Origin of the sequence: Streptomyces sp. NBC_00525, assembly GCF_036346595.1 — a bacterium.
GTDB lineage: Bacteria > Actinomycetota > Actinomycetes > Streptomycetales > Streptomycetaceae > Streptomyces.
Map to the genome: position 1 here is coordinate 5,119,011 of NZ_CP107834.1, position 14,436 is coordinate 5,133,446.

At 70.0% G+C, this 14,436-nt stretch carries 8 protein-coding genes and 1 pseudogene; all 9 read left to right on the top strand.

Going from position 1 to position 14,436, the window contains the following annotated elements:
* Nucleotides 1-86 precede the first annotated feature (86 nt).
* Entirely contained in the window at nt 87-5,549 is a 5,463-nt protein-coding gene (locus tag OG710_RS22940) for a HAMP domain-containing protein (RefSeq protein ID WP_330240973.1), read from the top strand.
* Nucleotides 5,550-5,794: 245 nt separating this feature from the next.
* Nucleotides 5,795-6,472, top strand: coding sequence for a response regulator (locus OG710_RS22945; protein WP_330240974.1), 678 nt, complete (start codon nt 5,795-5,797; stop codon nt 6,470-6,472).
* A gap of 139 nt (nt 6,473-6,611) precedes the next feature.
* Nucleotides 6,612-9,386: a DNA translocase FtsK gene (locus tag OG710_RS22950; RefSeq protein ID WP_330240975.1), complete on the top strand. Its 2,775-nt coding sequence runs from the start codon at nt 6,612-6,614 to the stop codon at nt 9,384-9,386.
* A 201-nt stretch (nt 9,387-9,587) separates the two neighbouring features.
* The gene (locus OG710_RS22955; protein ID WP_330240976.1) at nt 9,588-10,388 is read left to right on the top strand and encodes a helix-turn-helix domain-containing protein; all 801 of its coding nucleotides are present in this window, start codon (nt 9,588-9,590) and stop codon (nt 10,386-10,388) included.
* A gap of 134 nt (nt 10,389-10,522) precedes the next feature.
* Nucleotides 10,523-12,001 (top strand): 30S ribosomal protein S12 methylthiotransferase RimO, encoded by a 1,479-nt coding sequence (gene rimO / locus OG710_RS22960; protein WP_330240977.1) that lies wholly within the window; start codon nt 10,523-10,525, stop codon nt 11,999-12,001.
* A pseudogene (gene pgsA, locus OG710_RS22965) lies at nt 11,998-12,645 on the top strand (CDP-diacylglycerol--glycerol-3-phosphate 3-phosphatidyltransferase); the annotation flags it as partial. The gene rimO and the pseudogene pgsA, both read left to right, overlap by 4 nt.
* Before the next feature lie 5 nt (nt 12,646-12,650).
* Nucleotides 12,651-13,160, top strand: a complete 510-nt coding sequence (locus tag OG710_RS22970; protein WP_330240978.1) for a CinA family protein — start codon at nt 12,651-12,653, stop codon at nt 13,158-13,160.
* A gap of 109 nt (nt 13,161-13,269) precedes the next feature.
* On the top strand, nt 13,270-13,653 hold the full coding sequence (locus tag OG710_RS22975) for a helix-turn-helix domain-containing protein (protein ID WP_018105285.1): 384 nt from the start codon (nt 13,270-13,272) through the stop codon (nt 13,651-13,653).
* A gap of 294 nt (nt 13,654-13,947) precedes the next feature.
* The gene (locus OG710_RS22980; protein ID WP_330240979.1) at nt 13,948-14,418 is read left to right on the top strand and encodes a Dps family protein; all 471 of its coding nucleotides are present in this window, start codon (nt 13,948-13,950) and stop codon (nt 14,416-14,418) included.
* The last annotated feature ends 18 nt before the right edge of the window (nt 14,419-14,436 follow it).

The window sequence follows — 14,436 nt, forward strand, 5'->3', positions numbered from 1 at the left end:
GATGGTCGAAACCCTGCGGGAGGGACACGGTGGAGTCTGACGTGGCGGCGCGGGGTTCAGGTGCGCGCAGTAGAGGCGGTCAGTCCGTGAGGAAGCAGCGCCAGGGAACCGTCGAGGTCGACGCCGCGGCGCTCCACAGACTGCTGTCCGGTCTGGTGGCCATGCGCGACGGGAACTTCCGCAGGCGCGTCACGGTCTCCGGCGAAGGCGTCATGGCGGAGCTGGCCGCCGTGTTCAACGAGGTCGCCGACCGCAATCTGCACCTCACGGGCGAGCTGGCGCGGGTGCGCCGCGTGGTCGGCCGCGAGGGCAAGCTCACCGAACGGCTGGAGACGGGCGCCTGCGAGGGCTCCTGGGCCGCCGCCATCGACGCCTCCAACGAGCTGGTGGACGACCTGGCGCGGCCGGTCTCCGAGGTGGGCCGGGTGCTGTCGGCGGTCGCCGACGGCGACCTGGAACAGCGTATGGAGCTGCGCTCCCACACGGCCGACGGCACGGTCCGGCCGCTGCGCGGCGAGTTCCTCAAGGTCGCCCGTACCGTCAACAATCTCGTGGACCAGCTGTCGGCGTTCACCGAGCAGGTGACGCGGGTGGCGGTCGAGGTGGGCACCGAGGGCAAGCTCGGGGGCCAGGCGCAGGTGCGCGGGATGTCCGGGTCCTGGAAGGACCTCACGGACTCCGTCAACACCATGGCGTACCGGCTGACCGCGCAGGTGCGCGACATCGCGCTGGTGACGACGGCGGTCGCCAAGGGCGATCTGTCGCGGAAGGTCACCGTCCATGTCGCCGGCGAGATGCTCCAGCTGAAGAACACCGTCAACACGATGGTCGACCAGCTGTCCTCGTTCTCCTCCGAGGTGACCCGGGTCGCCCGCGAGGTGGGTACGGAGGGCGAGCTGGGCGGGCAGGCCGTGGTGCCGGGCGTGGCCGGGGTGTGGAAGGACCTCACGGACTCCGTCAACACGATGGCCGGGAACCTCACCTCCCAGGTGCGCGGCATCGCGGAGGTGACTACGGCGGTCGCCAACGGCGACCTGTCGCAGAAGGTGCAGGTGAGCGCGCGCGGCGAGGTCGCCCAGCTCGCCGAGACGATCAACCAGATGACGGAGACGCTGCGCACCTTCGCGGACGAGGTCACGCGCGTGGCCAGCGAGGTCGGCGGGCAGGGCCTGCTCGGCGGCCAGGCGCAGGTGCCCGGCGCGGCCGGGACCTGGAAGGACCTCACCGACTCGGTGAACACGGTCTTCCGGAACCTGACGATCCAGGTGCGGGACATCGCGCAGGTGACCACGGCGGTGGCCAGCGGTGACATGACGCAGAAGGTCACCGTCGATGTGGCCGGCGAGATGCTGGAGCTGAAGAACACCGTCAACACGATGGTGGACCAGCTCCAGTCCTTCGGTTCGGAAGTGACCCGGGTGGCCCGTGAGGTCGGCGTCGAGGGCCGGCTCGGCGGGCAGGCCGAGGTGCCGGGCGCGGCGGGCACGTGGAAGGACCTCACGGACTCCGTGAACACCGCGTTCCGCAACCTGACCGGTCAGGTGCGGGACATCGCGCAGGTGACGACGGCGGTCGCCAACGGCGACCTGTCGCAGAAGGTCACGGTCGACGTCGCGGGCGAGATGCTGGAGCTGAAGAACACCGTCAACACGATGGTGGCGCAGCTCTCCTCCTTCGCCGACCAGGTCACGCGCATGGCACGGGACGTGGGCACCGAGGGCCGGCTCGGCGGTCAGGCGCAGGTGGACGGCGTCTCCGGTACGTGGAAGGAACTGACCGACTCCGTCAACTTCATGGCGGGGAACCTGACCTCCCAGGTGCGCCAGATCGCCCAGGTGACGACGGCGGTGGCGCGGGGCGACCTGTCGCAGAAGATCGACGTGGACGCGCGGGGCGAGATCCTGGAGCTGAAGAACACCATCAACACGATGGTGGACCAGCTCTCCGCGTTCGCCGACCAGGTGACGCGGGTCGCCCGCGAGGTCGGCACGGACGGGCGGCTGGGCGGTCAGGCGAGGGTGCCCGGCGTGGCCGGGGTCTGGCGTGATCTGACGGACTCGGTGAACGGGATGGCGGAGAACCTGACCGCGCAGGTCCGCAACATCGCGCAGGTCGCCACGGCGGTGGCGCGCGGTGACCTGTCGCAGAAGATCGACGTGGACGCGCGGGGCGAGATCCTGGAGTTGAAGAACACCCTCAACACCATGGTCGACCAGCTCTCGAACTTCGCGGAGCAGGTGACGCGGGTGGCCCGCGAGGTCGGCACCGAGGGCATCCTCGGCGGCCAGGCCGAGGTGCAGGGCGTGTCCGGTACGTGGAAGGACCTCACGCAGTCCGTCAACGGCATGGCCAACAACCTCACCCTCCAGGTGCGCAACATCGCGGAGGTGACGACGGCGGTCGCCAACGGCGATCTCTCCAAGAAGATCACCGTCGACGCCAAGGGCGAGATCCTCGAACTGGTGACGACGGTCAACACGATGGTGGACCAGCTGTCGTCGTTCTCCTCCGAGGTGACGCGCGTCGCGCGTGAGGTGGGTACCGAGGGCATCCTGGGCGGTCAGGCGCGGGTGCGCGGGGCGACGGGCATCTGGAAGGACCTCAGCGACAACGTCAACCTGATGGCCAACAACCTGACCAGCCAGGTGCGGAACATCTCCCGCGTCTCGTCCGCCGTCGCCAACGGTGACCTGACGAAGAAGGTGACCGTCGAGGCGCGCGGCGAGGTCGCCGAGCTGGCCGACACCGTCAACACGATGGTGACGACCCTGTCGTCGTTCGCGGCCGAGGTGACCCGTGTCGCCCGCGAGGTGGGCACCGAGGGCGCGCTGGGCGGCCAGGCGCGGGTGCCGGGCGTCTCCGGTACGTGGAAGGACCTCACCGAGTCCGTGAACTCGATGGCGTCGAACCTGACGGGCCAGGTGCGCCAGATCGCCGCCGTCACGACGGCCATCGCCAAGGGCGACCTCACCAAGAAGATCGACATCGACGCGCGCGGCGAGATCCTGGAGCTGAAGAACACCATCAACACGATGGTCGACCAGCTCTCGAACTTCGGTGAGCAGGTCACCCGGGTCGCCCGCGAGGTGGGCACCGAGGGCCAGCTCGGCGGCCAGGCGCGGGTGCGCAACGTGGACGGCACCTGGCGCGACCTCACCGAGTCGGTGAACGAAATGGCCGGAAATCTCACCCGCCAGGTGCGGGCCATCGCGGCGGTCGCCACAGCGGTGACGCGCGGCGACCTCAACCTCAAGATCGATGTGGACGCGGCGGGCGAGATCCAGGCCCTCCAGGACAACATCAACACGATGATCGCCAACCTGCGCGACACCACCGCCACCAACAAGGAGCAGGACTGGCTCAAGGGCAACCTCGCCCGGATCTCCGGTCTGATGCAGGGGCGCCGCGACCTCGACGACGTCGCCTCGCTGATCATGAGCGAGCTGACGCCCGTCGTGTCGGCCCAGCACGGCGCGTTCTTCCTGGCCACCCCGGTCGGCGAGACCGACGCGCTGGCCGGTGAGGGAGAGGGGGCGTACGAGCTGCGGATGCGGGGAAGCTACGGCTACTCCGCCGGGTCGATGCCGACGTCCTTCCGGCCGGGCGAGACGCTCATCGGCACGGCCGCAGAGGAGAAGCGCACGATCCAGGTGGACAACGTGCCGCCGGGCTACCTGAAGATCTCCTCCGGGCTCGGCGAGGCGCCGCCGGCGCATGTGATCGTGCTGCCGGTGCTGTTCGAGGGCAAGGTCCTCGGCGTGATCGAACTGGCCTCGTTCCAGCCGTTCACACACATCCAGCGGGACTTCCTCAACCAGCTCGCGGAGATGATCGCCACGAGCGTCAACACCATCAGCGTCAACACGACGACGGAGAAGCTGCTCGAACAGTCGCAGGAGCTGACCGAGCAACTGCGCGACCGCTCGCAGGAGCTGGAGAACCGTCAGAAGGCCCTCCAGGCGTCCAACGCCGAACTGGAGGAGAAGGCCGAGCTGCTGGCCCGGCAGAACCGCGACATCGAGGTCAAGAACACCGAGATCGAGGAGGCGCGCCAGGTCCTGGAGGAGCGCGCCGAGCAGCTGGCCGTCTCGATGCGCTACAAGTCCGAGTTCCTGGCGAACATGTCGCACGAGCTGCGTACGCCGCTCAACTCGCTGCTCATCCTGGCCAAGTTGCTCGCGGACAACGCCGAGGGCAATCTCTCGCCGAAGCAGGTGGAGTTCGCCGAGACGATCCACGGGGCGGGTTCCGATCTGCTCCAGCTGATCAACGACATCCTCGACCTGTCGAAGGTCGAGGCGGGCAAGATGGACGTCAGCCCGACCCGGATCGCGCTGGTGCAGCTGGTCGACTACGTGGAGGCGACCTTCCGGCCGCTCACCGCGGAGAAGGGGCTCGACTTCTCCGTACGGGTCTCGCCGGAGCTGCCGGCCACCCTGCACACGGACGAGCAGCGGCTGCTCCAGGTGCTGCGCAACCTCCTGTCGAACGCGGTGAAGTTCACCGACAGTGGGGCCGTCGAGCTGGTCATCCGGCACGCGGGCCAGGAGGTGCCGTACGCGATCCGCGAACAGCTGCTGGAGGCGGGTTCGCTGCGGGACGCGGACGCCGATCTGATCGCCTTCTCGGTGACGGACACGGGCATCGGCATCGCGGCCAGCAAGATGCGGGTCATCTTCGAGGCGTTCAAGCAGGCGGACGGCACGACCAGCCGCAAGTACGGCGGCACCGGCCTGGGCCTCTCCATCAGCCGGGAGATCGCCCGGCTGCTGGGCGGCGAGATCCACGCGGCGAGCGAGCCCGGACGCGGCTCGACGTTCACGCTGTATCTGCCGCTGCACCCGAGTGAACTGCCGCCGCAGGGCTACCTGCAGATCGTTCCCGGCCCGGCCGAGGGACCCACGGGCGCGACGGAGTCCGGCCAGGTGTACGTGCCGGGCACCCCGGACATCGCGCAGGCGGCGTCGCTGCCGGGCGGCGGTCCGGAGGCCGGGGGCGCGGCGGGCCTGCTGCGGCGCCGGCGCAAGGCGCTGGACGGCGCGCGACAGCAGCCCGCGCTGCCGCCGCGCGCGGCTTCCGCTTCCGCTCCGCAGCCGGCCCCCGCTGCCGCCCCGCAGGAGCCGTGGGCGGCGAGCGGCCAGGACGAGCCGGAGCCGCGCAGGACGTTCCGGTTCAACGGCGAGAAGGTGCTGATCGTCGACGACGACGTCCGCAATGTCTTCGCGCTCACCAGCGTGCTGGAGCAGCACGGACTGGCCGTCCTCTACGCCGAGAACGGGCGCGAGGGCATCGAAGTGCTGGAGCAGCACGACGATGTGACGGTGGTGCTGATGGACATCATGATGCCGGAGATGGACGGTTACGCGACGACGTCGGCGATCCGCAGGATGCCGCAGTTCGCCGAACTGCCCATCGTGGCGCTGACGGCCAAGGCGATGAAGGGCGACCGGGAGAAGGCGCTCGACGCGGGGGCATCGGACTACGTCACCAAGCCGGTCGATCCCGATCATCTTCTTACCGTCATGGAGCAGTGGATGAGCGGAGAGTGAGCGCTCGCTGAGCGAATTCAGCAAGATTTGTTGTCCGCTGGTGTCCGAAGGAGTGTGGGAACGCGGATTACGGGGAACCTTCCAGGCTTCCGCCGCGTTTTCGGTACGTGCACAGTGACATCGCGGTGACAGGATGTGGTGACCGCCGGGGTGCGGCTACCATGACCGGCACAAGGACGGACGGCGCAAGGGAGCCGTCCCGCGGGGCGGCGCCCGGTGCGATTCCGGGGCGAGGAGGACGGGCCATGGTGCAGAAGGCCAAGATCCTCCTGGTCGATGACCGGCCGGAGAATCTGCTGGCGCTGGAGGCCATCCTCTCTGCGCTCGATCAGACCCTGGTACGGGCATCGTCAGGGGAGGAGGCGCTCAAAGCGCTGCTCACGGACGACTTCGCGGTCATCCTGCTGGACGTCCAGATGCCGGGCATGGACGGTTTCGAGACCGCCGCGCACATCAAGCGGCGGGAGCGTACCCGGGACATCCCGATCATCTTCCTCACCGCGATCAACCACGGCCCGCACCACACCTTCCGGGGTTACGCGGCGGGCGCGGTGGACTACATCTCCAAGCCGTTCGACCCGTGGGTGCTGCGCGCCAAGGTCTCGGTCTTCGTCGAGCTGTACATGAAGAACTGCAAGCTGCGCGAGCAGGCCGCGCTGCTGCGGCTCCAGCTTGAGGGCGGCGGGGAGGCCAACGCCCAGCAGGAGCGCGAGCCCGCCGGTCTGCTGGCCGAGCTGTCGGCGCGGCTCGCCGCCGTCGAGGAGCAGGCGGAGGCGCTGTCCAAGCAGCTCGACGACGAGTCCGCGGACGCCGGAGCGGTGGCGACCGCCGCCCATCTGGAGCGGAAGCTGACCGGACTGCGCCGCGCGCTGGACGCGCTGGAGCCGGGCACCGGCGGGGCGTCGGCGACCGTCCCCTCGTAACGGCGGCCGGCGCCGCGTAACGACGGCCGGTCGCGGCCGCGTTGAGGCGGCGTCAGTTCGCGGCTCCCAGCGGGCGACACGGACGGGTGAACCGGTACGCACTCGTGCCCACGGACGTGACACCGGTAACCTCGGCCCCATGGCCTCACGTACGTCCGGCAAGGGTTCCCAGGGCACCGCGGGCACCGCGAAGCGCGCCGGCGGCGGCCCGGGTGCGGCGAAGAAGGCCGCCCCCGCGAAGAAGACCGCGGCCAAGAAGACCGCGCCCGCCAAGAAGGCGCCCGCGAAGAGGGCACCGGCCAAGAAGGCCGCCCCGCCGCCGCCCGCGCCCTCGCCGACGAACGGCGTCTACCGGCTGGCGCGGGCCCTCTGGCTCGGCGCGGCCCACGCCGTGGGCGCGGTGTTCCGCGGCATAGGGCGCGGCGCCAAGGGGCTCGACCCCGCGCACCGCAAGGACGGCGTCGCGCTGCTGCTGCTCGGCCTCGCGCTGATCGTCGCCGCGGGCACCTGGTCGAACCTGCGCGGTCCCGTGGGCGACCTCGTGGAGATGCTGGTCACCGGCGCGTTCGGCCGGCTCGACCTGCTCGTGCCGATACTGCTGGGCGCCGTCGCGGTGCGGCTGATCCTCTACCCGCAGCGGCCCGAGGCCAACGGGCGCATCGTCATCGGCCTGTCCGCCCTCGTCATCGGGGTGCTCGGCCAGGTCCACATCGCCTGCGGCTCACCCGGCCGGGGCGAGGGCACCGACGCCATGCAGGACGCGGGCGGCCTCATCGGCTGGGCCGCCTCCAAGCCGCTGATCTTCGCCATGGGCGAGGTGCTGGCCGTCCCGCTGCTCCTGCTGCTCACCGTCTTCGGGCTGCTGGTCGTCACGGCCACCCCGGTGAACGCCATCCCGCAGCGGCTGCGGCTCCTCTGCGTCAAGCTGGGCATCCTCGAACCGGCGTACGACCCGGAGGACGGGGAGGCCGCCGACGACGAGCGGTACGAGGAGCAGTGGCGCGACGCGCTGCCCGCCCGCTCGCGCCGCACCAGGACCGCCGCGCCCGAGGAGTACGACCCGGACCTCGCGGAGAGCGAGGCGCTGTCCAAGCGCCGCAAGCCGCGCCGCCCCTCGGCCCAGCCCGCGATGAACCGCACGATGGACGCGGTGGACGTCGCTGCCGCCGCGGCCGCCGCCCTCGACGGAGCCGTGCTGAACGGCATGCCGCCCTCGCCGGTCGTCGCCGACCTGACCCAGGGCGTCTCGGCGGACCGCGAGCGGACGGGCGCCACCCCGGTGCCCGGCGCCAGGGAGGCGGAGGGCACCGGGAAGACCGCCGGACGCGCCGCCGGCCCCGTACCGGCCGGTGGCGTACCGGACCTGACCAAGCCGGCGCCCGAGCGCTCGGATTCGCAGCCGCTGCCCGCCCGCGCCGAGCAGCTCCAGCTCTCCGGCGACATCACGTACGCGCTGCCCTCGCTCGATCTGCTGGAGCGCGGCGGCCCCGGCAAGAGCCGCAGCGCCGCCAACGACGCGATCGTGGCCTCGCTGACCAACGTCTTCACCGAGTTCAAGGTGGACGCCGCGGTCACCGGTTTCACCCGCGGCCCGACCGTCACGCGGTACGAGGTGGAGCTCGGCCCGGCCGTGAAGGTCGAGCGGATCACGGCGCTCGCCAAGAACATCGCGTACGCCGTCGCCAGCCCCGACGTACGCATCATCTCGCCGATTCCGGGGAAGTCCGCGGTCGGTATCGAGATCCCCAACTCCGACCGGGAGATGGTCAACCTCGGCGACGTGCTGCGGCTCGCGGACGCGGCGGAGGACGACCACCCCATGCTCGTCGCGCTCGGCAAGAACGTCGAGGGCGGCTACGAGATGGCCAACCTGGCGAAGATGCCGCACGTCCTGGTGGCCGGCGCGACCGGCTCCGGCAAGTCGTCCTGCATCAACTGCCTGATCACCTCGATCATGGTGCGGGCGACGCCGGAGGACGTCCGCATGGTCCTCGTCGACCCCAAGCGGGTCGAGCTGACCGCGTACGAGGGCATCCCGCACCTGATCACGCCGATCATCACCAACCCCAAGAAGGCCGCCGAGGCCCTCCAGTGGGTGGTGCGCGAGATGGACCTGCGCTACGACGACCTCGCGGCCTTCGGCTACCGGCACATCGACGACTTCAACCACGCCGTGCGCACCGGCAAGCTCAAGACGCCCGAGGGCAGCGAACGGGAACTGACGCCCTACCCGTATCTGCTGGTCATCGTCGACGAGCTGGCCGACCTCATGATGGTGGCCCCGCGCGACGTCGAGGACTCCATCGTCCGCATCACCCAACTGGCCCGCGCCGCGGGCATCCACCTGGTGCTCGCCACACAGCGACCCTCGGTGGACGTCGTCACCGGTCTGATCAAGGCGAACGTGCCCTCCCGGCTCGCCTTCGCCACCTCCTCGCTCGCCGACAGCCGGGTCATCCTGGACCAGCCGGGAGCGGAGAAGCTCATCGGCAAGGGCGACGGCCTGTTCCTGCCGATGGGCGCGAACAAGCCGGTCCGCATGCAGGGCGCTTTCGTCACCGAGGACGAGGTCGCGGCCGTCGTCCGGCACTGCAAGGACCAGATGGCCCCCGTCTTCCGCGACGACGTGGTGGTCGGCACCAAGCAGAAGAAGGAGATCGACGAGGACATCGGCGACGATCTCGACCTGCTGTGCCAGGCCGCCGAACTGGTCGTCTCCACCCAGTTCGGCTCGACCTCCATGCTCCAGCGCAAGCTGCGGGTCGGCTTCGCCAAGGCCGGACGGCTGATGGACCTGATGGAGTCCCGCAACATCGTGGGACCCAGCGAGGGCTCCAAGGCACGCGACGTCCTGGTGAAACCGGACGAGCTGGACGGAGTGTTGGCCCTGATCCGTGGGGAAACCGGTTCGTAAGAGTTTTACGGGCAACCGTTTCGTCGGGCCGTACGTCAAGTTGAAGGGAGGGACGACACGTCCCTCCCCGGCGCGGCCCGGCGAATCCGGCTCTGTTCGAGTCTGATGGCGTACAAAGTCATACCGCCCGGTTGCCCCACCCTTTTGCAACCCCCCTAGACTGAACACCCAGCAGGTGGCTCACGTTCGAAAGGCGCCCCCGTGTCCATCGGCAACTCTCCCGAAGACGACCGGCCTTCGATCGGTCGAGTCCTCCAGCAGGCCCGTCTCGCCGCGTCCCTCACGGTCGACCAGGTCAGCACGGCCACTCGGGTGCGCATCCCCATCGTGCACGCGATCGAGCAGGACGACTTCTCGCGCTGCGGCGGCGACGTCTACGCCCGCGGCCACATCCGCACGCTCGCCCGTGCCGTAGGCACCGATCCGGAACCGCTGGTCGCGCAGTACGACGCCGAGCACGGCGGCCGTCCCGCGCCCACGCCGGCGGCGCCGCTGTTCGAGGCCGAACGCATCCGCTCCGACCCCCGCCGCCCGAACTGGACGGCGGCCATGGTCGCGGCGATCGTCGCCGTGATCGGCTTCGTCGGCTTCACCTTCTTCAAGGGCGGCGACGAACCCGCGACCGCGGGCCGTGTCGCCGAGGGGCCGACCTCCGACAAGATCGCCCCGAAGCCCTCCGCCAGCAAGCCCGCCGACCCCAAGCCGGCCCCGACCGAGAGCGCCATCGCCGCGGCGCCCCTGGACAAGGTCACGGTCAAGCTCAGCGCCACCCACGGCCGCAGCTGGATCTCCGCCAAGGACCACAACGGCCGGTCCCTCTTCGACGGCACCCTGGAACAGGGCGACTCGAAGACCTTCCAGGACAAGGAGCGCGTCGACCTCGTCCTCGGCAACGCCGGCTCGATCGAGCTGTTCGTCAACGGCAAGAAGGTCGACGATCGGTTCCAGCCCGGACAGGTCGAGCGGCTCTCGTACACCAAGGGCGACCCCGAGGTCGGCTGACCGGCCGCCCCGGAAGCACAGCGGCGCGGCGAGCGCCCGGCCACCACGCCGGGCGCTCGCCTTTTTCGTCACTCCGGGTAACGGCGCAACCCTCAGCGGCGGGGACGGTGCCGGGACAAAGTAGTCTTGAGCCCATGCCCGAACGCCGTACCGTCGCCCTTGTCACTCTTGGCTGCGCCCGTAACGAGGTGGACTCGGAGGAGCTCGCAGGCCGCCTGGCAGCGGACGGCTGGGAGCTCGTCGAGGACGCCTCCGATGCCGATGTCGCCGTCGTCAACACCTGTGGGTTCGTCGAGGCCGCCAAGAAGGACTCCGTCGATGCCCTGCTCGAAGCCAATGATCTGAAGGACCACGGCCGCACCCAGGCCGTCGTCGCCGTCGGCTGCATGGCCGAGCGCTACGGCAAGGACCTCGCCGAGGCCCTGCCGGAGGCGGACGGCGTCCTCGGCTTCGACGACTACGCGGACATCTCCGACCGCCTCCAGACCATCCTCAACGGCGGCATCCACGCCTCCCACACCCCCCGCGACCGCCGCAAGCTGCTGCCGATCAGCCCCGCCGAGCGGCAGGACGCCGCCGTGGCCCTGCCCGGCCACGCCCAGGAGGTCGCCCCCGCCCCGGCCGACCTGCCGGAGGGCGTCGCCCCCGTCTCCGGACCGCGCGCGCCGCTGCGCCGCCGGCTGGGCACCAGCCCCGTCGCCTCGGTCAAGCTGGCCTCCGGCTGCGACCGCCGCTGCTCCTTCTGCGCCATCCCCTCCTTCCGCGGCTCCTTCATCTCCCGGCGCCCCTCGGACGTGCTGGGCGAGACCCGCTGGCTGGCCGAGCAGGGCGTGAAGGAGGTCATGCTCGTCTCCGAGAACAACACCTCCTACGGCAAGGACCTCGGTGACATCCGTCTCCTGGAGACGCTGCTGCCCGAGCTGGCCGAGGTCGACGGCATCGAGCGCATCCGGGTCAGCTACCTCCAGCCCGCCGAGATGCGCCCCGGCCTGATCGACGTCCTCACCTCGACGCCGAAGGTCGCGCCCTACTTCGACCTCTCCTTCCAGCACTCCGCGCCCGGAGTGCTGCGGGCCATGCGCCGCTTCGGCGACACGGACCGCTTCCTGGAGCTGCTGGACACCATCCGGAACAAGGCACCGCAGGCCGGCGCCCGGTCCAACTTCATCGTGGGCTTCCCCGGCGAGACCGAGGACGACCTCGCGGAGCTGGAACGGTTCCTCACGGGCGCGCGCCTCGACGCCATCGGCGTCTTCGGCTACTCCGACGAGGAGGGCACCGAGGCCGTCGGTTACGAGGACAAGCTCGACGCCGACGTCATCGCGGAGCGCCTGGCGCACATCTCGCAGCTCGCCGAGGAACTGACCTCGCAGCGCGCCGAGGAGCGCATGGGCGAATCCCTCCAGGTGCTCGTCGAGTCCGTCGAGCCCACCGACGACGAACCGCGCGCCTACGGCCGCGCCGCGCACCAGGCGCCCGAAACGGACGGCCAGGTGCTCTTCACCACACGCGAAGGGCTCGTTCCGGGCCGTATGGTCGAGGCAAAGGTGGTGGGCACCGAAGGCGTGGACCTGATCGCCGAGTGCAGTGAGCTTGTGGAGGTAACCAGATGACCGGAGTCCCGGCATCCGCGACAGGCGGTTCCGGCGCGACGCCGGTCCGCGGCGGAAAGCTGGGCGCCGCCGCGGTCAATCAGGCCAGTCTCTGGAACATCGCCAATCTGCTGACGATGGCCCGGCTCGTGCTCGTTCCCGGCTTCGTGGTGCTGATGCTCCACAACGGCGGCTACGACCCGGCCTGGCGCTCCTTCGCCTGGGCCGCCTTCGCCGTCGCCATGATCACCGACCTGTTCGACGGGCACCTGGCCCGCACGTACAACCTGGTCACGGACTTCGGGAAGATCGCCGACCCGATCGCCGACAAGGCGATCATGGGGGCGGCGCTGATCTGTCTGTCCTATCTGGGCGACCTGCCCTGGTGGGTCACGGGCGTGATCCTCTTCCGCGAGCTGGGCATCACGCTGATGCGGTTCTGGGTGATCCGGCACGGAGTCATTCCGGCCAGTCGCGGCGGCAAGATGAAGACGCTGGCGCAGGGCACGGCCGTGGGCATGTACGTTCTGGCCCTGACCGGGCCGCTGGCCACCCTGCGGTTCTGGGTGATGGCGGTGGCCGTCGTGCTGACGGTCGTCACCGCGCTCGACTACATCCGCCAGGCCGTCGTGCTGCGTCGTCAGGGACTGGCGGCGGAGGAGGCCGAGCGGTGAGAGCGGCCGGCCGGGTCCTGCGGCTGCTCGTCGAGCGGGGCCAGACCCTCGCCGTCGCGGAGTCGCTGACCGGCGGCTTGGTCGCGGCCGAAGTCACGTCCGTCCCCGGCGCCTCGCAGGCGTTCCGGGGCTCCGTCACGGCGTACGCGACCCCCCTCAAGAGTGAAGTCCTCGGGGTGGACGCGGCGCTGCTGGCGGCCCGCGGGGCGGTGGACGCCGAGGTGGCGCGTCAGATGGCGACAGGCGTACGGCGGGTTCTGGGCGCAGACTGGGGAGTGGCGACCACCGGCGTCGCCGGCCCCGAACCACAGGACGGCCAACCCGTCGGAACGGTGTTCGTCGCGGTCAGCGGCCCACGGGGCCGGGGGAAAGTGGCCGCGCTGCGGTTGAACGGCGACCGGGCGGACATCCGTAAGGAGAGCGTACGAAGCGCGCTCGACTTGCTCTCCGGCGAACTCGACGAGAATGCGAGCGCACAGGATACGGAAGAGAACGGGGGGAATTGATGTTTGCAGCCCTGAGTGAACACGACATCGCTCCCCGCACGGCCGCAGCGCTAGGCGGTACGGTGGGGCGTGAAGGATGCGGCTACGCGGTCCGAGGAGGGAGCCACCGATGATTCTGCTCCGTCGCCTGCTGGGTGACGTGCTGCGTCGGCAGCGCCAGCGCCAAGGCCGTACTCTGCGCGAAGTCTCCTCGTCCGCCCGAGTTTCGCTCGGCTATCTCTCCGAGGTGGAGCGGGGGCAGAAGGAGGCATCCTCCGAACTGCTCTCCGCCATTTGCGACGCGCTTGACGTACGGATGTCCGAGCTCATGCGTGAAGTGAGCGATGAGCTGTCCCTGGCCGAACTGGCCGAGTCGGCAGCGGCCAGCGATCCGGTACCTGTACCGGTGCGCCCCATGCTCAACTCCGTCTCCGTTACCTCGGTGGCGGGTGTACCGACGGGGCGGGTGACCATCAAGGCGCCCGCGGAAGCGGTGGACGTCGTCGCCGCCTGATCCGATCGGTTCGGTGTGAAGCCGAAGGCCCCGGCCCTGCCCCTGTGCGGCAGGACCGGGGCCTTCGTCGTGCGGTCCCGCCCGCGTGACGTGTACGGGGCCGGCCGCGTGATCGGCGAAATGCCCTGGGTGTGAGCGCGGAGATGAGGGGCAGGCGGCGGGATGAGAGATCGAGGAACGCTCGCTCCGGAAGGCTCCCGCGAGCCGCCGACGACTTCCTCGGATGACCGTTTTGCTTCGTTTGTGCCATCGTGGGTGGTGCTGAACGGAACGGATTCCAGATCGGAGACGTGCATGTCTGTCGTGAAGAGCCCCCTGTCCGAGACCGACCTCAAGACCGTCGGAGACGCGCTGCAGGGCGCCCTGGTGGATCTCCTCGACCTTTCTCTGGTGGCCAAGCAGGTCCACTGGAACGTGGTCGGGCCGCGGTTCAGGTCCGTGCACCTCCAGCTCGACGACGTGGTCGACACGGCCCGCCAGCACTCCGACACCGTCGCCGAGCGGGCCTCCGCCATCGGCGTCAACCCGGACGGCCGCGCCGCGACGATCGCCAGGAGCACGGCCATCGACTCCGTGTCCGAGGGCTGGATCAAGGACGTGGACGCGGTGAAGTCCCTGGTGGACGCCCTCAGCGTGGTGATCGGACGGATGCGGGAGCGCATCGAGGCGACCGAGACCCCCGACCCGGTCACCCAGGACATCCTGATCGCGCTGACCGCGGACCTCGAGAAGCACGCGTGGATGTTCCAGGCCGAGAGCGCCTGAGCGGACCCCGCCGACTAC

Bases quoted from the DNA above. Each gene is read 5' to 3' on its own strand.
- OG710_RS22975 (WP_018105285.1), top strand. From the start codon at position 13,270: ATGATTCTGCTCCGTCGCCTGCTGGGTGACGTGCTGCGTCGGCAGCGC.
- rimO (WP_330240977.1), top strand. From the start codon at position 10,523: ATGCCCGAACGCCGTACCGTCGCCCTTGTCACTCTTGGCTGCGCCCGT.
- OG710_RS22980 (WP_330240979.1), top strand. From the start codon at position 13,948: ATGTCTGTCGTGAAGAGCCCCCTGTCCGAGACCGACCTCAAGACCGTC.
- OG710_RS22945 (WP_330240974.1), top strand. From the start codon at position 5,795: ATGGTGCAGAAGGCCAAGATCCTCCTGGTCGATGACCGGCCGGAGAAT.
- OG710_RS22950 (WP_330240975.1), top strand. From the start codon at position 6,612: ATGGCCTCACGTACGTCCGGCAAGGGTTCCCAGGGCACCGCGGGCACC.